The following is an 18,920-nucleotide window of genomic DNA, read 5'->3' on the forward strand; positions in this document are numbered from 1 at the left end:
CCTCGCCGCAACCTGAAATTCATTGAGTAGATAACCCCCGGGCTCCCCTGTACCGTCAGAGTTCACGCTAATTTAACAAAAATACAGCATCACGATGATGAACGCCGTATAATGAGGCGCTTACAAAGAGGCCACAACTGACGCCATGAAATATCACGACTTACGCGACTTCCTGACGCTGCTGGAACAGCAGGGTGAACTCAAACGCATTACGCTTGCGGTAGATCCTCATCTGGAAATGACTGAAATTGCTGACCGTACGCTGCGTGCGGGCGGGCCAGCTCTGTTGTTTGAAAATCCCAAAGGCTATGCGATGCCGGTGTTGTGCAACCTGTTTGGCACGCCCAGACGCGTCGCAATGGGTATGGGCCAGGAAGATGTCACCGCGTTGCGCGAAGTCGGCAAGCTGCTGGCGTTTCTGAAAGAGCCGGAGCCGCCGAAAGGGTTCCGTGACCTGTTTGATAAGCTGCCGCAGTTTAAGCAAGTGCTGAACATGCCGACCAAACGACTACGCGGCGCGCCGTGCCAGCAGAAAGTGTTCTCTGGCGACGACGTTGATTTACAGCGTATTCCCATCATGACCTGCTGGCCGGAAGATGCCGCGCCGCTTATTACCTGGGGGCTGACCGTGACGCGTGGCCCTCACAAAGAGCGGCAAAATCTGGGGATCTACCGTCAGCAACTGATCGGCAAAAACAAGTTGATCATGCGTTGGTTGTCGCATCGTGGCGGCGCGCTGGATTTCCAGGAGTGGTGCGCGGCGCATCCTGGCGAGCGTTTCCCGATTGCCGTGGCGCTGGGCGCCGATCCGGCCACCATTCTCGGCGCAGTGACCCCCGTACCGGATACACTGTCGGAATACGCGTTTGCAGGGCTGCTGCGTGGCACAAAGACGGAAGTGGTTAAATGTCTCTCCAGCGATCTTGAAGTACCTGCAAGTGCGGAAATCGTCCTGGAAGGTTATATTGAACCGGGCGAAATGGCGGCGGAAGGGCCGTATGGCGACCACACCGGTTATTACAATGAAGTGGATAACTTCCCGGTTTTCACCGTTACGCACATCACGCAGCGTGAAGACGCCATTTATCACTCAACTTATACCGGCCGACCGCCTGATGAACCTGCTGTGCTCGGTGTGGCGTTGAATGAAGTCTTCGTCCCGATTTTGCAAAAGCAGTTCCCGGAAATTGTTGATTTCTATCTTCCGCCGGAAGGGTGTTCTTATCGACTGGCCGTTGTAACGATGAAAAAGCAGTACGCGGGTCATGCGAAACGCGTCATGATGGGCGTTTGGTCATTTTTACGCCAGTTTATGTATACCAAATTTGTTATCGTCTGCGATGACGACGTCAACGCACGCGACTGGAATGATGTGATTTGGGCGATCACCACCCGTATGGACCCGGCGCGGGATACGGTTCTGGTAGAAAACACCCCCATTGATTATCTGGATTTTGCCTCGCCGATCTCCGGGCTAGGTTCAAAAATGGGACTGGATGCCACAAACAAATGGCCGGGCGAAACCCAACGTGAGTGGGGGCGCCCTATCAAGAAAGATCCTGAAGTGACTGCGCGTATTGACGCGATTTGGGATGAGTTGGCCATCTTTAACGACGGTAAAGGCGCCTGAGGCGCGATCGTTTTGCCCTATAGACCCGACAGAGGGAGCGCATGACAACCTTAAGCTGTAAAGTGACCTCGGTAGAAGCTATCACCGATACCGTATATCGCGTTCGTTTAGTGCCAGACGCGGCGTTTTCCTTTCGCGCTGGTCAGTATCTGATGGTCGTAATGGATGAGAGGGATAAGCGTCCGTTCTCTATGGCCTCCACGCCGGATGAGCACGGATTCATTGAGCTGCACATTGGCGCTTCGGAGCTTAATCTGTATGCGATGGCGGTGATGGATCGCATTCTGAAAGACAGAGAAATTGTCGTCGATATTCCGCATGGCGAAGCCTGGCTGCGTGATGATGAAGAACGCCCGCTGATTCTGATTGCGGGGGGAACGGGTTTCTCCTATGTCCGTTCAATTTTGCTGACGGCGCTTGCGCGTAATCCGAATCGCGATGTGACGATCTACTGGGGCGGACGTGAAGAGAAGCATCTCTACGATCTCGCTGAGCTGGAGGCGCTTTCGGTTCAACACCCGAATCTGCGCGTTGAGCCGGTGGTTGAGCAACCGGAAGAAGGCTGGCGTGGCCGCACGGGCACGGTATTAACTGCGGTATTGCAGGATCACGGTACGCTGGCGGGGCATGATATCTACATTGCCGGTCGTTTTGAGATGGCGAAAATCGCTCGTGACCTGTTCTGCAATGAGCGTAACGCGCGGGAAGATCGCCTGTTTGGCGATGCGTTTGCCTTTATCTAAGCAATAAAAAAACCCGCCCCTGACAGGCGGGAAGAACGGCAACTAAATTGTTATAGAGTGGCATTTGCGTTGTAGGCCGGATAAGACGCCTGAGCGTCGTCATCCGGCATGGTCGCCGGGGGCGCTTCGCTTGCCCGGCCTGCAATAAATAACGCTCTATGATTGAACTCGCTCAAATACTGTCGCGATACCCTGACCTAATCCGATACACATCGTCGCCAGGCCAAACTGGGCGTCTTTGCGCTCCATCAGATTCAACAGCGTGGTGCTGATGCGCGCCCCGGAACAACCCAGCGGGTGGCCCAGTGCGATCGCGCCGCCGTTGAGGTTGATCTTCTCGTCAATCTGCTCCATCAGTCCCAGATCTTTTATACACGGCAGGATCTGCGCGGCGAACGCTTCGTTCATTTCAAACAAATCGATGTCGCTGGCGGCAAGCCCTGCTTTTTTCAGCGCCAGTTTTGACGCCGGAACCGGGCCGTAACCCATAATTGAGGGATCGCAACCGACAACCGCCATTGAACGAATGCGGGCGCGTGGTTGCAGACCCAGTTCACGCGCACGGCTTTCGCTCATTACCAGCATGGCGGCTGCGCCATCGGAGAGGGCGGAAGAAGTGCCTGCGGTCACGGTGCCGCTGACCGGATCAAACGCGGGGCGCAGAGTCGACAGCGCTTCGACGGTGGTCTCCGGGCGGATGACTTCGTCGTAGCTAAACTGCTTTAGCACGCCGTCGGCGTCATGACCGCCGGTCGGGATGATCTCGTTTTTAAACGCGCCGGACTGCGTGGCTGCCCAGGCGCGGGCGTGTGAACGTGCGGCAAACGCATCCTGCATTTCACGGCTGATGCCGTGCATACGGGAAAGCATTTCTGCCGTCAGCCCCATCATCCCGGCGGCTTTGGCTACGTTGCGGCTCAGGCCGGGATGGAAATCGACGCCATGACTCATTGGCACATGGCCCATATGCTCCACGCCGCCAATCAGGCACGTCTGCGCGTCACCGGTCATGATCATCCGAGCGGCATCGTGCAGCGCCTGCATGGAGGAACCACACAGACGGTTAACGGTGACCGCCGGAACGGAGTGGGGGATTTCAGCCAGTAGCGCGGCGTTGCGGGCGATGTTAAAACCCTGCTCCAGCGTCTGTTGCACGCAGCCCCAGTAAATGTCGTCGATAGCGGTTGCTTCCAGCGCGGGATTACGCGCCAGCAGACTGCGCATTAAGTGTGCGGAGAGATCTTCTGCCCGCACGTTACGAAATGCGCCGCCCTTTGAACGGCCCATCGGGGTGCGAATTGCATCGACAATGACAACCTGTTCCATTGTGACTCCTTAAGCCGTTTTCAGGTCGCCAACCGGGCGGGCTGGCTCAACCGGGGGATAGTACGGTTCGTTATGGCGCGCTTTGTTACGCAGACCTTCCGGCACTTCATAGAGTGGGCCGAGGTGCTGATACTGCTGCGCCATATCGAGATATTTTGCGCTGCCGAGCGTATCCAGCCAGCGGAACGCGCCGCCGTGGAACGGAGGGAAGCCCAGACCGTAAACCAGCGCCATATCCGCTTCTGCCGGACTGGCGATGATGCCTTCTTCCAGACAGCGCACCACTTCGTTGACCATCGGAATCATCATGCGGGCGATAATCTCTTCGTCGCTGAAGTCGCGTTTCGGCTGGCTGACCTCTGCCAGCAGGCTGTCCACGGCTGCGTCTTCTTCTTTCTTCGGCTTGCCTTTGCTGTCTTCTTTATAGCGCCAGAAACCCAGACCGTTTTTCTGACCATAGCGGCTGGCGTCAAACAGCGCGTCGATGGCATCACGATAATCTTTCTGCATACGCTGTGGGAAACCGGCCGCCATGACTGCCTGTGCATGATGCGCGGTATCGATCCCGACCACATCCAGCAGATAAGCCGGGCCCATCGGCCAGCCAAACTGTTTCTCCATCACTTTGTCGACTTTGCGGAAATCGGCGCCGTCGCGCAGTAGCTGGCTGAAACCGGCGAAATACGGGAACAGTACGCGGTTAACAAAGAAGCCGGGGCAGTCGTTGACCACAATCGGCGTTTTGCCCATTTTGCTGGCCCAGGCGACGACTTTAGCGATGGTTTCATCCGAGCTTTTCTCGCCGCGAATGATTTCAACCAGCGGCATCCGGTGTACCGGGTTAAAGAAGTGCATGCCGCAGAAGTTTTCCGGGCGCTTCAGCGCGCTTGCCAGTTCACTAATTGGAATGGTGGACGTATTTGACGCCAGCACGGTATCCGGGCGGACGTTGTCTTCAGTCTCCGCCAGTACCGCTTTCTTCACTTTCGGGTTTTCCACTACCGCTTCGACCACTACATCAACGCGATCAAAACCGGCGTAGTTCAGCGTTGGGTGAATCGTTGAAATCACGCCCGCCAGTTTCAGGCCGTCGATCCTGCCGCGTTCCAGCTGCTTATTCAGCAGTTTCGCCGCTTCGGTCATGCCCAGCGTCAGGGATTTGTCGTTGATATCTTTCATGATCACCGGCACGCCTTTCCAGGCTGACTGGTAAGCGATACCGCCGCCCATAATACCTGCGCCCAGTACGGCTGCCTGCTTCGGTGTTTCAACGTCTTTGGTCAGCTTTTTCGCTTTACCTTTCACGAACTGATCGTTGAGGAAGATACCGACCAGCGCGCGGGCTTCATTGGTATGCGCCAGCGGGACAAAGCTTTTATTTTCCAGATTCAGGGCTTCTTCACGGCCAAAGCGTGCGGCGGCTTCGATCGTTTTCACGGCGATCATCGGGGCGGGGTAATGCTTCCCGGCCGTCTGCGCCACCATGCCTTTGGCGATGGTAAAGCTCATCGCCGCTTCAATTTTACTGAGCTTCAACGGTTCCAGCTTCGGCTGGCGTTTGGCTTTCCAGTCCAGTGAGCCGTCAATCGCCTGACGTAATACCGCTATTGCGCCATCAAGCAGTTTTTCCGGTTTCACGACACCGTCGACCAGGCCGATTTTCAGCGCCTGCTCAGCGCCAATGTCTTTCCCGGCAGCAATAATTTCCAGCGCGCTGTCAGCGCCCAGCATACGCGGCATACGGACAGAACCGCCAAAGCCCGGCATGATGCCCAGCTTCGTTTCCGGCAGGCCAATGCGCAGATCCGGCGTCACCAGACGATAATCGGTCGCCAGTACGCACTCGCAGCCGCCGCCCAGCGCATAGCCGTTGATGGCGGAAAGCGTTGGCACCGGTAAATCTTCGAGGCGATTAAAGACGCTGTTGGCAAAATGCAGCCACTGGCTTAACTGTTCTTCAGGAACAAGGAACAGCGAAAGGAATTCGGTGATATCAGCACCGACAATAAAGGCTGCTTTGTTAGAGCGCAGCAGCAGCCCTTTTAAATCTGTTTGCTTTTCCAGCACGTCCAGCGCCTGGCCGAGGCTGGCGACGGTCGCAGTGTCGAGTTTATTGACCGATCCTGGGGCATCGAACACCAGTTCGGCGATGCCATCTTCCAGCCAGTCGAGGTACAGGGTGTCGCCTTTGTAAAGCATGTCAGTCTCCTGAATCCGCAAGGTGATCTGGTCATACCAGATGAAACGAGTGTGTATTTTGTGTTAAAAAAATGCAAATGAGAGATTAAAAAAATGCCGATGCGATCACGCTCGGCAGAAATCACGCTCTCCCGGAGCGATGTGCTAAGATGCGGAGACTCGAGGTCAAAAAAACAGAAGGGTAGAAAATGGAATCACTGGCCGCACTCTATAAAAATCATATCGTTACCTTACAAGAACGGACGCGTGACGCACTGGCGCGTTTTAAGCTGGATGCGCTACTTATTCACTCCGGCGAGCTTATCAACGTCTTCCTCGACGACCATCCCTATCCGTTTAAAGTTAACCCGCAGTTTAAAGCCTGGGTACCGGTCACACAGGTTCCAAATTGCTGGTTGCTGGTCGATGGCGTGAATAAACCCAAACTGTGGTTCTACCTGCCGGTGGATTACTGGCACAACGTTGAGCCGCTGCCCACGTCGTTCTGGACCGAAGAGGTAGAGGTGATTGCCCTGCCGAAAGCCGACGGTATTGGCAGCCAGCTCCCTGCCGCGCGCGGTAATATCGGTTACATCGGTCCGGTGCCGGAGCGTGCGCTGCAACTGGATATCGCCGCCAGCAACATCAACCCGAAAGGGGTGATCGATTACCTGCATTACTACCGTGCGTACAAAACGGATTACGAACTGGCCTGTATGCGTGAAGCGCAGAAAACGGCGGTGAACGGCCATCGCGCGGCAGAAGAAGCGTTCCGTTCCGGTATGAGCGAGTTCGACATTAACCTGGCTTACCTGACCGCGACCGGCCACCGTGACACCGATGTGCCTTATAGCAATATCGTGGCGCTCAACGAGCACGCTTCGGTTCTTCATTACACCAAACTGGATCATCGCGCGCCGTCTGAAATGCGCAGCTTCCTGCTGGATGCCGGGGCGGAATATAACGGTTATGCCGCAGACCTGACGCGTACCTGGGCGGCAAACAATGACACCGATTACGCTCAGTTAATCAAAGATGTGAATGACGAACAGCTGGCGCTGATTGCGACCATGAAAGCGGGCGTCAGCTACGTGGATTATCACATTCAGTTCCATCAACGCATCGCGAAATTGCTGCGTAAGCATCAGATTGTCACCGATATCAGCGAAGAAGCGATGGTCGAGAACAATCTCACCGGGCCGTTTATGCCGCACGGTATTGGTCATCAACTGGGTCTTCAGGTTCATGATGTTGCAGGCTTTATGCAGGACGATACCGGGACGCATCTGGCCGCGCCGTCGAAATACCCTTATCTGCGCTGCACCCGCGTGCTGCAACCTCGCATGGTGTTGACCATTGAGCCGGGGATCTACTTTATCGAATCGCTGTTGGCGCCGTGGCGCGAGGGGCAATTCAGCAAGCATTTCAACTGGCAGAAAATTGAAGCGCTGAAACCGTTCGGCGGCATTCGTATTGAAGACAACGTGGTGATCCACGAAAACGGTGTTGAAAATATGACGCGGGATTTGAAACTGGCGTGATGGACAGTTGGTTAATCCCTGCGGCGCCGGTCACTGTCGAGGAAGAGATCAAAAAAAGCCGCTTCATTACGCTGCTCGCCCACACGGACGGCGTTGAAGCGGCGAAAGCCTTTGTTGATGCTGTCAGAGCGGCGCATCCAGATGCGCGTCATCATTGCGTGGCATGGGTGGCGGGCGCGCCGGATGATTCACAACAGCTGGGATTTTCTGATGATGGCGAACCGGCGGGAACGGCGGGCAAACCGATGCTTGCCCAGCTAATGGGCAGCGGCGTTGGCGAGATCACCGCTGTCGTGGTGCGTTACTATGGCGGTATTCTGCTCGGCACCGGTGGGCTGGTAAAAGCCTACGGCGGCGGCGTGAATCAGGCGTTGCGTCAGTTAACGACGCAGCGCAAGACGCCGTTAACCGAATATACTTTGCAGTGTGAGTACGGCCAACTGGCCGGAATAGAAGCATTATTAGGGCAGTTTGCCGGTCAAATCGTTACCAGCGATTATCAGGCATTCGTTCGGCTCAGGGTGGCGCTTCCTTATGCAAATGTGGATGAATTTTCAGCAAGGCTGGCGGATTTTAGCCGTGGTTCATTGCAATTGTTAGCGATTGAAGAATAATCCCACCTCATTTTGAAGAACAAAGGAAGCGGCAGAGATGCATTTTCGCGCCATTACCCGAATCGTTGGACTGTTGGTCATTTTATTTTCGGGAACAATGATCCTCCCTGGACTGGTTGCGTTGATCTACCGTGATGGGGCGGGGCGGGCATTCACGCAGACATTCTTTGTCGCACTGGTGATCGGCTCTCTGCTGTGGTGGCCCAACCGCCGGGAGAAAGGCGAGCTTAAATCCCGCGAAGGGTTTCTCATTGTGGTGCTGTTCTGGACCGTACTGGGAAGCGTGGGGGCGTTGCCGTTTATCTTCTCTGAAAGCCCGAACCTCACTATTACCGATGCTTTTTTTGAATCATTCTCCGGCTTAACGACAACGGGCGCGACGACGCTGGTGGGGCTGGACTCTTTACCGCACGCGATTCTCTTTTACCGCCAGATGCTGCAATGGTTTGGCGGGATGGGGATCATTGTGCTGGCGGTGGCGATTCTCCCTATCCTCGGCGTCGGGGGGATGCAGCTCTACCGCGCAGAAATGCCGGGGCCGTTGAAAGACAATAAAATGCGCCCGCGTATTGCGGAAACGGCAAAGACGCTATGGCTGATTTATGTGTTACTGACGGTGGCCTGCGCGCTGGCGCTATGGTTCGCCGGAATGCCCGCGTTTGACGCCATTGGGCACAGTTTTTCTACTATCGCCATTGGCGGTTTCTCTACGCACGATGCCAGCGTCGGTTATTTCGATAGCCCGACCATTAACAGCATCATGGCTATCTTCTTGCTGATCTCTGGCTGTAACTACGGTCTGCACTTCTCTTTATTAAGCGGGCGCAGCCTGAAAGTTTACTGGCGTGACCCTGAATTTCGCATGTTCATTGGCGTTCAGTTGACGCTGGTGGTGATCTGTACGCTGGTGCTGTGGTTCCACGATATCTATAACTCGGCGCTGACCACGCTCAACCAGGCGTTCTTTCAGGTCGTATCAATGGCGACAACCGCCGGGTTTACCACCGACAGCATCGCCCGCTGGCCGCTCTTTCTGCCGGTGCTGCTGTTATGCTCTGCGTTTATCGGCGGCTGTGCGGGGTCAACGGGCGGCGGGCTGAAGGTGATCCGCATTCTGCTGCTGTTCAAACAGGGGAACCGTGAACTGAAGCGTCTGGTCCATCCGAACGCGGTTTACAGTATAAAACTGGGGCACCGTGCGCTGCCGGAACGTATCCTCGAAGCGGTATGGGGATTCTTTTCTGCTTATGCCTTAGTCTTTATTGTCAGTATGCTGGCCATTATCGCGACTGGCGTGGATGACTTTTCCGCGTTTGCCTCCGTTGTGGCGACCCTTAACAACCTGGGGCCAGGGTTAGGTGTGGTTGCGGACAACTTTGCCAGCATGAACCCTGTTGCGAAATGGATTCTGATCGCCAATATGTTATTTGGTCGTCTTGAAGTCTTTACTTTGCTGGTACTTTTTACCCCTACCTTCTGGCGTGAATAATGGAGTAACACGTGAAAACATTGATTCTTTTTTCTACCCGGGACGGACAAACGCGCGAGATAGCTTCTTATCTGGCCTCGGAATTAAAGGAGTTGGGGATCTGGGCGGATGTGATTAATCTCCATCGTACTGAAGAGCTGGACTGGCAAAGTTACGATCGCGTGGTGATTGGCGCCTCTATTCGTTATGGTCATTACCATGCCGCTTTCCAGGAGTTTGTGAAGAAACACGCTACGCGCCTGAACGCGATGCCGAGTGCGTTTTATTCCGTTAACCTGGTCGCGCGTAAACCTGAAAAGCGCACACCGCAGACCAACAGCTACGCGCGCAAGTTTCTGATGAGTGCGCAGTGGCGACCCGATCTTTGCGCCGTTATTGCAGGCGCGCTTCGTTACCCTCGTTACCGCTGGTATGACCGTCTGATGATTAAGCTCATTATGAAGATGTCTGGCGGTGAAACGGATACGAGTAAAGAAGTGGTCTATACCGACTGGGAACAAGTGGCGAATTTTGCCCGCGACATCGCCCAATTAACCAACAAATCGTTGGCAAAATAAACGTAAAGAATAAAAAACACGCAGTCGGAAAATAATTTTAAATTTCCCCTTGTCAGGCCGGAATAACTCCCTATAATGCGCCTCCACTGACACGGAACAACGGCACACAGGCCGCCGGGTCAGCGGGGTTCAGCGATGAACGCCGGCAGAGAAAAGTGAAAATAAGCACTTGACTCTGAATGAGGAAAACGTATTATACGTCACCTCGCAACGGTGAGCTGAAAGCCGCGTTGCAACTGCTCTTTAACAATTTATCAGACAATCTGTGTGGGCACTCAAAGTGACATGGATTCTTAATGTCTTCGGACAATAAATGAATACCAAGTCTCTGAGTGAACACGTAATTCATTACGAAGTTTAATTCACGAGCATCAAACTTAAATTGAAGAGTTTGATCATGGCTCAGATTGAACGCTGGCGGCAGGCCTAACACATGCAAGTCGAACGGTAACAGGAAGCAGCTTGCTGCTTTGCTGACGAGTGGCGGACGGGTGAGTAATGTCTGGGAAACTGCCTGATGGAGGGGGATAACTACTGGAAACGGTAGCTAATACCGCATAACGTCGCAAGACCAAAGAGGGGGACCTTCGGGCCTCTTGCCATCAGATGTGCCCAGATGGGATTAGCTTGTTGGTGGGGTAACGGCTCACCAAGGCGACGATCCCTAGCTGGTCTGAGAGGATGACCAGCCACACTGGAACTGAGACACGGTCCAGACTCCTACGGGAGGCAGCAGTGGGGAATATTGCACAATGGGCGCAAGCCTGATGCAGCCATGCCGCGTGTATGAAGAAGGCCTTCGGGTTGTAAAGTACTTTCAGCGGGGAGGAAGGTGTTGTGGTTAATAACCACAGCAATTGACGTTACCCGCAGAAGAAGCACCGGCTAACTCCGTGCCAGCAGCCGCGGTAATACGGAGGGTGCAAGCGTTAATCGGAATTACTGGGCGTAAAGCGCACGCAGGCGGTCTGTTAAGTCAGATGTGAAATCCCCGGGCTCAACCTGGGAACTGCATCTGATACTGGCAGGCTTGAGTCTCGTAGAGGGGGGTAGAATTCCAGGTGTAGCGGTGAAATGCGTAGAGATCTGGAGGAATACCGGTGGCGAAGGCGGCCCCCTGGACGAAGACTGACGCTCAGGTGCGAAAGCGTGGGGAGCAAACAGGATTAGATACCCTGGTAGTCCACGCCGTAAACGATGTCGACTTGGAGGTTGTGCCCTTGAGGCGTGGCTTCCGGAGCTAACGCGTTAAGTCGACCGCCTGGGGAGTACGGCCGCAAGGTTAAAACTCAAATGAATTGACGGGGGCCCGCACAAGCGGTGGAGCATGTGGTTTAATTCGATGCAACGCGAAGAACCTTACCTGGTCTTGACATCCACGGAAGTTTTCAGAGATGAGAATGTGCCTTCGGGAACCGTGAGACAGGTGCTGCATGGCTGTCGTCAGCTCGTGTTGTGAAATGTTGGGTTAAGTCCCGCAACGAGCGCAACCCTTATCCTTTGTTGCCAGCGGTTAGGCCGGGAACTCAAAGGAGACTGCCAGTGATAAACTGGAGGAAGGTGGGGATGACGTCAAGTCATCATGGCCCTTACGACCAGGGCTACACACGTGCTACAATGGCATATACAAAGAGAAGCGACCTCGCGAGAGCAAGCGGACCTCATAAAGTATGTCGTAGTCCGGATTGGAGTCTGCAACTCGACTCCATGAAGTCGGAATCGCTAGTAATCGTGGATCAGAATGCCACGGTGAATACGTTCCCGGGCCTTGTACACACCGCCCGTCACACCATGGGAGTGGGTTGCAAAAGAAGTAGGTAGCTTAACCTTCGGGAGGGCGCTTACCACTTTGTGATTCATGACTGGGGTGAAGTCGTAACAAGGTAACCGTAGGGGAACCTGCGGTTGGATCACCTCCTTACCTGAAAGAACCTGCCTTTGCAGTGCCCACACAGATTGTCTGATGAAAAGAAAGAAGCAAGGCGTCTTGCGATTGAGACTTCAGTGTCCCCTTCGTCTAGAGGCCCAGGACACCGCCCTTTCACGGCGGTAACAGGGGTTCGAATCCCCTAGGGGACGCCACTTGCTGGTTCGTGAGTGAAAGTCACCTGCCTTAATATCTCAAAACTCATCTTCGGGTGACGTTTGAGATATTTGCTCTTTAAAAATCTGGATCAAGCTGAAAATTGAAACGACACACGTAAAGTGTGTATGAGTCTCTCAAATTTTCGCAACACGAAGTGTTTCACGAAACATCTTCGGGTTGTGAGGTTAAGCGACCAAGCGTACACGGTGGATGCCCTGGCAGTCAGAGGCGATGAAGGACGTGCTAATCTGCGAAAAGCGCCGGCGAGGTGATATGAACCCTTGACCCGGCGATGTCCGAATGGGGAAACCCAGTGTGATTCGTCACACTATCGTTAGCTGAATACATAGGCTAACGAGGCGAACCGGGGGAACTGAAACATCTAAGTACCCCGAGGAAAAGAAATCAACCGAGATTCCCCCAGTAGCGGCGAGCGAACGGGGAGGAGCCCAGAGCCTGAATCAGCTTGTGTGTTAGTGGAAGCGTCTGGAAAGTCGCACGGTACAGGGTGAAAGTCCCGTACACGAAAACGCACAGGCTGTGAGCTCGATGAGTAGGGCGGGACACGTGGTATCCTGTCTGAATATGGGGGGACCATCCTCCAAGGCTAAATACTCCTGACTGACCGATAGTGAACCAGTACCGTGAGGGAAAGGCGAAAAGAACCCCGGCGAGGGGAGTGAAAAAGAACCTGAAACCGTGTACGTACAAGCAGTGGGAGCCTCTTTATGGGGTGACTGCGTACCTTTTGTATAATGGGTCAGCGACTTATATTCTGTAGCAAGGTTAACCGAATAGGGGAGCCGAAGGGAAACCGAGTCTTAACTGGGCGTTAAGTTGCAGGGTATAGACCCGAAACCCGGTGATCTAGCCATGGGCAGGTTGAAGGTTGGGTAACACTAACTGGAGGACCGAACCGACTAATGTTGAAAAATTAGCGGATGACCTGTGGCTGGGGGTGAAAGGCCAATCAAACCGGGAGATAGCTGGTTCTCCCCGAAAGCTATTTAGGTAGCGCCTCGTGAACTCATCTCCGGGGGTAGAGCACTGTTTCGGCTAGGGGGCCATCCCGGCTTACCAACCCGATGCAAACTGCGAATACCGGAGAATGTTATCACGGGAGACACACGGCGGGTGCTAACGTCCGTCGTGAAGAGGGAAACAACCCAGACCGCCAGCTAAGGTCCCAAAGTCATGGTTAAGTGGGAAACGATGTGGGAAGGCCCAGACAGCCAGGATGTTGGCTTAGAAGCAGCCATCATTTAAAGAAAGCGTAATAGCTCACTGGTCGAGTCGGCCTGCGCGGAAGATGTAACGGGGCTAAACCATGCACCGAAGCTGCGGCAGCGACACTATGTGTTGTTGGGTAGGGGAGCGTTCTGTAAGCCGTTGAAGGTGTGCTGTGAGGCATGCTGGAGGTATCAGAAGTGCGAATGCTGACATAAGTAACGATAAAGCGGGTGAAAAGCCCGCTCGCCGGAAGACCAAGGGTTCCTGTCCAACGTTAATCGGGGCAGGGTGAGTCGACCCCTAAGGCGAGGCCGAAAGGCGTAGTCGATGGGAAACAGGTTAATATTCCTGTACTTGGTGTTACTGCGAAGGGGGGACGGAGAAGGCTATGTCGGCCGGGCGACGGTTGTCCCGGTTTAAGCGTGTAGGTGTGTGCTCCAGGCAAATCCGGTGCACTTTAACACTGAGGCGTGATGACGAGGCACTACGGTGCTGAAGTGACAAATGCCCTGCTTCCAGGAAAAGCCTCTAAGCATCAGGTAACACGAAATCGTACCCCAAACCGACACAGGTGGTCAGGTAGAGAATACCAAGGCGCTTGAGAGAACTCGGGTGAAGGAACTAGGCAAAATGGTGCCGTAACTTCGGGAGAAGGCACGCTGATATGTAGGTGAAGTGGTTTACCCATGGAGCTGAAATCAGTCGAAGATACCAGCTGGCTGCAACTGTTTATTAAAAACACAGCACTGTGCAAACACGAAAGTGGACGTATACGGTGTGACGCCTGCCCGGTGCCGGAAGGTTAATTGATGGGGTTATCCCTCGGGAGAAGCTCTTGATCGAAGCCCCGGTAAACGGCGGCCGTAACTATAACGGTCCTAAGGTAGCGAAATTCCTTGTCGGGTAAGTTCCGACCTGCACGAATGGCGTAATGATGGCCAGGCTGTCTCCACCCGAGACTCAGTGAAATTGAACTCGCTGTGAAGATGCAGTGTACCCGCGGCAAGACGGAAAGACCCCGTGAACCTTTACTATAGCTTGACACTGAACACTGGTCCTTGATGTGTAGGATAGGTGGGAGGCTTTGAAGTGTGGACGCCAGTCTGCATGGAGCCGCCCTTGAAATACCACCCTTTAATGGCTGGTGTTCTAACGTGGGCCCGTAATCCGGGTTGCGGACAGTGTCTGGTGGGTAGTTTGACTGGGGCGGTCTCCTCCTAAAGAGTAACGGAGGAGCACGAAGGTCAGCTAATCCTGGTCGGACATCAGGAGGTTAGTGCAATGGCATAAGCTGGCTTGACTGCGAGCGTGACGGCGCGAGCAGGTGCGAAAGCAGGTCATAGTGATCCGGTGGTTCTGAATGGAAGGGCCATCGCTCAACGGATAAAAGGTACTCCGGGGATAACAGGCTGATACCGCCCAAGAGTTCATATCGACGGCGGTGTTTGGCACCTCGATGTCGGCTCATCACATCCTGGGGCTGAAGTAGGTCCCAAGGGTATGGCTGTTCGCCATTTAAAGTGGTACGCGAGCTGGGTTTAGAACGTCGTGAGACAGTTCGGTCCCTATCTGCCGTGGGCGCTGGAGAACTGAGGGGGGCTGCTCCTAGTACGAGAGGACCGGAGTGGACGCATCACTGGTGTTCGGGTTGTCATGCCAATGGCACTGCCCGGTAGCTAAATGCGGAAGAGATAAGTGCTGAAAGCATCTAAGCACGAAACTTGCCCCGAGATGAGTTCTCCCTGACTCCTTGAGAGTCCTGAAGGAACGTTGAAGACGACGACGTTGATAGGCCGGGTGTGTAAGCGCAGCGATGCGTTGAGCTAACCGGTACTAATGAACCGTGAGGCTTAACCTTACAACGCCGAAGATGTTTTGGCGATTTGAGAGACGATTTTCAGCTTTGATTACAGATTTTGCGAAAACGAAAGATTTTACGCTGAGCCAAGGCGGCAAGCGAAGGAAAGGAAGGAGCATACACAGGTATGTGACTGAGTTTACGAGCGCAGCCAACGCAGTATCAGGGTAAAAGATTCGTTTTAAGGGCACAAAGAATTTGCCTGGCGGCCGTAGCGCGGTGGTCCCACCTGACCCCATGCCGAACTCAGAAGTGAAACGCCGTAGCGCCGATGGTAGTGTGGGGTCTCCCCATGCGAGAGTAGGGAACTGCCAGGCATTAATTAAAGTGAAGAGGCCATCCTGAGGGATGGCCTTTTTGCGTTCATGCGCCCGGGGGCAGCCGGATGACTATTCCCTCCGTATACTCCTAAATCGTTTTCCTGCTAACTAAAATATCGATCTCTGTCACAAAATAAATAATAACAATTATATAACATTTCATTCACTAAAAAAGACAGTGAAAAGCACCGACGAGCTCGGGTGGATCTTTGGCGGGAGTATATTTCTAATGACTGAAAGCAGTGTAACTGTAAACGGGTCGCTGGCAAGCAGTGACACCCGTCGTCGCGTATGGGCAATTGTAGGGGCATCATCAGGGAATCTGGTCGAGTGGTTTGATTTCTATGTCTATTCCTTCTGCTCTCTCTACTTTGCGCACATCTTTTTTCCTTCGGGAAATACCACCACTCAGCTTTTACAGACCGCCGGAGTTTTCGCCGCAGGCTTCCTGATGCGTCCCATTGGCGGCTGGCTTTTTGGTCGGATTGCCGATAAGCATGGTCGTAAGAAATCAATGCTTCTCTCTGTTTGCATGATGTGTATGGGCTCGTTAGTCATTGCCTGCCTGCCAGGGTATGCCACGATCGGCACCTGGGCTCCGGCTCTTCTGCTGTTGGCTCGTCTGTTTCAGGGGCTGTCTGTTGGAGGAGAATACGGAACCAGCGCGACCTATATGAGTGAGGTGGCTGTTGAAGGCCGCAAAGGTTTTTACGCATCGTTCCAGTATGTCACTCTGATCGGTGGTCAGTTACTGGCACTGCTGGTTGTGGTTATCTTGCAGCAAACGCTGGAGGAATCTTCCCTCAGAGAATGGGGATGGCGTATTCCTTTTGCATTGGGTGCCGTACTGGCCGTTGTCGCGCTTTGGTTGCGTCGACAGTTGGATGAAACCTCAAAACAAGAAACCCGCGCGCTGAAAGAGGCTGGATCGCTCAAAGGACTATGGCGTAACCGTAAAGCGTTTATCATGGTACTGGGATTTACCGCTGCGGGTTCGCTGTGTTTCTATACCTTCACAACCTATATGCAGAAGTATCTGGTGAATACCGCCGGTATGCATGCCAATGTCGCCAGCGGAATCATGACGGCAGCACTGTTTGTCTACATGATAATTCAACCCCTGTTTGGCGCTCTCTCAGATAAAATCGGCCGACGGACATCAATGCTCTGCTTTGGCGCTCTGGCTGCGCTATTTACCGTACCTATTCTGTCAGCATTACAGAATGTCACTTCACCTTACGCAGCCTTTGGGTTGGTGATGTGCGCCCTGTTGATCGTGAGTTTCTACACCTCAATCAGTGGGATCCTGAAGGCGGAAATGTTTCCTGCCCAGGTGCGGGCATTGGGGGTAGGGCTTTCCTATGCGGTGGCGAATGCGCTGTTCGGCGGCTCTGCGGAATATGTTGCGCTGTCTCTGAAGTCCGTTGGTATGGAGACATCATTCTTCTGGTATGTGACCATTATGGCTATCGTGGCATTTTTGGTGTCGCTGATGCTGCACCGCAAGGGAAAAGGGTTACGTCTCTAGTTCCGCGCCATTTGCCAGACGGCGTAACCTGTGGTTGCGCCTGCGACATCCCAGGCGAAATCTTTCCAGCTCCAGCCGCTCCCTCCGGGGCGGCTGTCCCACATCTCTTTTGACGCACCGAGACTAATGGAGAACAGCAGCCCAACGGTTGCACTGCGATCGTGGCTCATTCCCTGATGCCGGGCATACTCATTCCCGGCGGCGGAAAGCATGGCTGATGTAATGAAGTGTTGCGCTTTATCCTGCCCGCTCCAGCTGTCATTGGACATATGGCTACAGCCTGAGAGCAACAACATGCCAAAAAGTATAAGGAAACGCACCGTGACCCTCACAGGAAAAACCCCGTCGCAGGGACGGGGCTTTTTGATTTACAGAATACGGCTGATTAATCTGTCGATTCGAATACGACGGAGTCTGCGAATGAGCTTACGGACTTTGACCGGATAGTCAGCGATGCTTTGTAGATCGCGGTAATGCTTAACAACCGTGGTGTGAGTGCGGATAAGCTCCAGCTCTTTCTCTCTCTGGGGAGCAAGTTCCTGTTTTGGATCGTGAATCAGAATTGCGTTTTCCAGATCCAGACGCCATGCTCGCGGGTTAAGGTTGTTCCCGGTGAGCAGCATCCACTTATCATCAACCCACATTCCTTTCAGGTGATAAGTATTGTCGTCATCTTTCCACAAACGCACTACGAGCTGATCGGTGTTGACGTAATACTGTAAACGGCTGAGGAAGCGACGTAGGTTAATCTCGTAGAGATAGGGAAGCGCGCCGATGATTTTAAACGGTTCATCCTCAGGGATATAAAAGTCGTTGGCGGTTTTATCACCCACGATAATCTCAACCTTTTTCCCTTCGCGCAGCAGTTGGATGATGTTGCGAACCAGCAGCGCAGGCAAGTTGAAATAAGGTGTGCAAATTGTGAGCTTATGCTCTGCGCAGGGCATAAGATGGAAAATGGTCTTGTTCAGCAGGCTCGATTTTCCCAGCCCAACCAGTGGCGTAACGGAAAGTTGCTCGTTGTCGGCATCGCCCTGGAAATGGTATGACGCATCGCGCAATTCCTGGCGATACAAACGAATGTCGTTTTTAATCTCCGGGCTTTTCGGACGCTGGGCACTGTCCAGGCGATTTACGCCGCGACCGTTAAGCAGATTCTGCGTGACCCACTCATACATGATGTCGGCCATCTTTGCATTACGAATCAACTGGTAACGATCATAACGATATTTATCATGCTGATGCAGATAGACGTCGTTCAGGCTGGCGCCGCTGTAAAGGACGCTATCATCAATGATAAAGCCTTTAAAATGCAGTACGCCAAGCGCTTCACGCGTGTTAATCGGCACGCCGTAGACAGGAATATCGATGCCTGGGTTTTCTTGCGCCATTCGGCAATACCAGTCAGCGTTAGTATTGGACGCGGCTGCGCCAATACGTCCACGCTGAGCGCGATGCCAGTCGACAAGTACCCGAACATCCAGCTCAGGACGCTGCCGTTTAGCCTCATAGAGCGCGTCGAGTATGCCCTTGCCGCCGTCATCCTGTTCAAGATACAGGGCAATAATGCAAATACGCTGCGTCGCGCTGGCTATCTTCTCCAGCAGAGTCTCCCTGAAATTAGCGGGAGCATAAAAGAAATCTACATCATCAACTGGCTGAGAGATCTTAGGTAGTTGGGCAAGGTGTTGTTGATGTTTATTACGCTTAAATTTTGACAACATCACAGTGCATTTCTTCTCTGTTCATTGAAGGGTCCTCTGTGCTATGCAGACGACATAAGCGAGCAATGATAACACCAGTACCCGTTAAAGTGGTCA

General features: G+C 53.6%; 11 protein-coding genes, 1 tRNA gene and 3 rRNA genes. 11 read left to right on the forward strand and 4 right to left on the reverse strand.

Annotation, left to right across the window (positions count from 1 at the left end; translation table 11 throughout):
* Nucleotides 1-145: 145 nt before the first annotated feature.
* Nucleotides 146-1,630: a 4-hydroxy-3-polyprenylbenzoate decarboxylase gene (ubiD, locus tag CKO_RS00835; protein WP_012131187.1), complete on the forward strand. Its 1,485-nt coding sequence runs from the start codon at nt 146-148 to the stop codon at nt 1,628-1,630.
* Nucleotides 1,631-1,671: 41 nt separating this feature from the next.
* Nucleotides 1,672-2,373 (forward strand): NAD(P)H-flavin reductase, encoded by a 702-nt coding sequence (fre, locus tag CKO_RS00840; protein ID WP_012131188.1) that lies wholly within the window; start codon nt 1,672-1,674, stop codon nt 2,371-2,373.
* Between the two features lie 156 nt (nt 2,374-2,529).
* Here fre and fadA read toward each other — a convergent pair whose 3' ends face one another.
* Together fadA and fadB are read right to left on the reverse strand one after the other, a co-directional pair.
* Nucleotides 2,530-3,699, reverse strand: coding sequence for an acetyl-CoA C-acyltransferase FadA (fadA, locus tag CKO_RS00845; protein ID WP_012131190.1), 1,170 nt, complete (start codon nt 3,697-3,699; stop codon nt 2,530-2,532).
* 9 nt (nt 3,700-3,708) lie between these two features.
* Nucleotides 3,709-5,898, reverse strand: coding sequence for a fatty acid oxidation complex subunit alpha FadB (gene fadB, locus CKO_RS00850; RefSeq protein WP_012131191.1), 2,190 nt, complete (start codon nt 5,896-5,898; stop codon nt 3,709-3,711).
* 188 nt (nt 5,899-6,086) lie between these two features.
* On the opposite strand from fadB, the gene pepQ reads away from it, so the two are divergent.
* The 9 genes from pepQ (at nt 6,087) to CKO_RS00895 (ending at nt 17,100) form a co-directional block, all read left to right on the forward strand.
* Nucleotides 6,087-7,418, forward strand: coding sequence for a Xaa-Pro dipeptidase (gene pepQ, locus CKO_RS00855; protein WP_012131193.1), 1,332 nt, complete (start codon nt 6,087-6,089; stop codon nt 7,416-7,418).
* Entirely contained in the window at nt 7,418-8,032 is a 615-nt protein-coding gene (locus tag CKO_RS00860) for an IMPACT family protein (protein ID WP_012131194.1), read from the forward strand. The genes pepQ and CKO_RS00860 overlap by 1 nt, the downstream gene beginning before the upstream one ends.
* A 37-nt stretch (nt 8,033-8,069) precedes the next feature.
* Nucleotides 8,070-9,521 (forward strand): Trk system potassium transporter TrkH, encoded by a 1,452-nt coding sequence (gene trkH, locus CKO_RS00865; protein ID WP_012131195.1) that lies wholly within the window; start codon nt 8,070-8,072, stop codon nt 9,519-9,521.
* 11 nt (nt 9,522-9,532) lie between these two features.
* Nucleotides 9,533-10,078: a menaquinone-dependent protoporphyrinogen IX dehydrogenase gene (gene hemG, locus CKO_RS00870; protein ID WP_012131196.1), complete on the forward strand. Its 546-nt coding sequence runs from the start codon at nt 9,533-9,535 to the stop codon at nt 10,076-10,078.
* Nucleotides 10,079-10,457: 379 nt separating this feature from the next.
* A 16S ribosomal RNA gene (locus CKO_RS00875) occupies nt 10,458-11,999 on the forward strand.
* Between the two features lie 85 nt (nt 12,000-12,084).
* Nucleotides 12,085-12,160: transfer RNA gene (locus tag CKO_RS00880), tRNA-Glu, on the forward strand.
* Between the two features lie 187 nt (nt 12,161-12,347).
* Nucleotides 12,348-15,252, forward strand: a 23S ribosomal RNA gene (locus tag CKO_RS00885).
* A gap of 201 nt (nt 15,253-15,453) precedes the next feature.
* Nucleotides 15,454-15,569: ribosomal RNA gene (gene rrf, locus CKO_RS00890) — 5S ribosomal RNA — on the forward strand.
* Together the 16S, 23S and 5S rRNA genes with 1 tRNA gene alongside form the textbook arrangement of a ribosomal RNA operon.
* Nucleotides 15,570-15,801: 232 nt before the next feature.
* Nucleotides 15,802-17,100, forward strand: coding sequence for an MFS transporter (locus CKO_RS00895; RefSeq protein ID WP_024130104.1), 1,299 nt, complete (start codon nt 15,802-15,804; stop codon nt 17,098-17,100).
* Here the strand turns inward: CKO_RS00895 and CKO_RS00900 are convergent.
* Both CKO_RS00900 and pssA read right to left on the reverse strand, forming a co-directional pair.
* Nucleotides 17,097-17,420, reverse strand: coding sequence for a YfiM family lipoprotein (locus CKO_RS00900; protein ID WP_048902421.1), 324 nt, complete (start codon nt 17,418-17,420; stop codon nt 17,097-17,099). The two genes, CKO_RS00895 and CKO_RS00900, sit on opposite strands and share 4 nt — an antisense overlap.
* Before the next feature lie 48 nt (nt 17,421-17,468).
* Nucleotides 17,469-18,824: a CDP-diacylglycerol--serine O-phosphatidyltransferase gene (gene pssA, locus CKO_RS00905; protein WP_012131199.1), complete on the reverse strand. Its 1,356-nt coding sequence runs from the start codon at nt 18,822-18,824 to the stop codon at nt 17,469-17,471.
* Between the last annotated feature and the right edge of the window lie 96 nt (nt 18,825-18,920).

Origin of the sequence: Citrobacter koseri ATCC BAA-895 (assembly GCF_000018045.1) — a bacterium.
GTDB lineage: Bacteria > Pseudomonadota > Gammaproteobacteria > Enterobacterales > Enterobacteriaceae > Citrobacter_B > Citrobacter_B koseri.

Bases quoted from the DNA above. Each gene is read 5' to 3' on its own strand.
- ubiD (WP_012131187.1), top strand. From the start codon at position 146: ATGAAATATCACGACTTACGCGACTTCCTGACGCTGCTGGAACAGCAG.
- fre (WP_012131188.1), top strand. From the start codon at position 1,672: ATGACAACCTTAAGCTGTAAAGTGACCTCGGTAGAAGCTATCACCGAT.
- fadA (WP_012131190.1), bottom strand. From the start codon at position 3,699: ATGGAACAGGTTGTCATTGTCGATGCAATTCGCACCCCGATGGGCCGT.
- fadB (WP_012131191.1), bottom strand. From the start codon at position 5,898: ATGCTTTACAAAGGCGACACCCTGTACCTCGACTGGCTGGAAGATGGC.
- pepQ (WP_012131193.1), top strand. From the start codon at position 6,087: ATGGAATCACTGGCCGCACTCTATAAAAATCATATCGTTACCTTACAA.
- CKO_RS00860 (WP_012131194.1), top strand. From the start codon at position 7,418: ATGGACAGTTGGTTAATCCCTGCGGCGCCGGTCACTGTCGAGGAAGAG.
- trkH (WP_012131195.1), top strand. From the start codon at position 8,070: ATGCATTTTCGCGCCATTACCCGAATCGTTGGACTGTTGGTCATTTTA.
- CKO_RS00895 (WP_024130104.1), top strand. From the start codon at position 15,802: ATGACTGAAAGCAGTGTAACTGTAAACGGGTCGCTGGCAAGCAGTGAC.
- pssA (WP_012131199.1), bottom strand. From the start codon at position 18,824: ATGTTGTCAAAATTTAAGCGTAATAAACATCAACAACACCTTGCCCAA.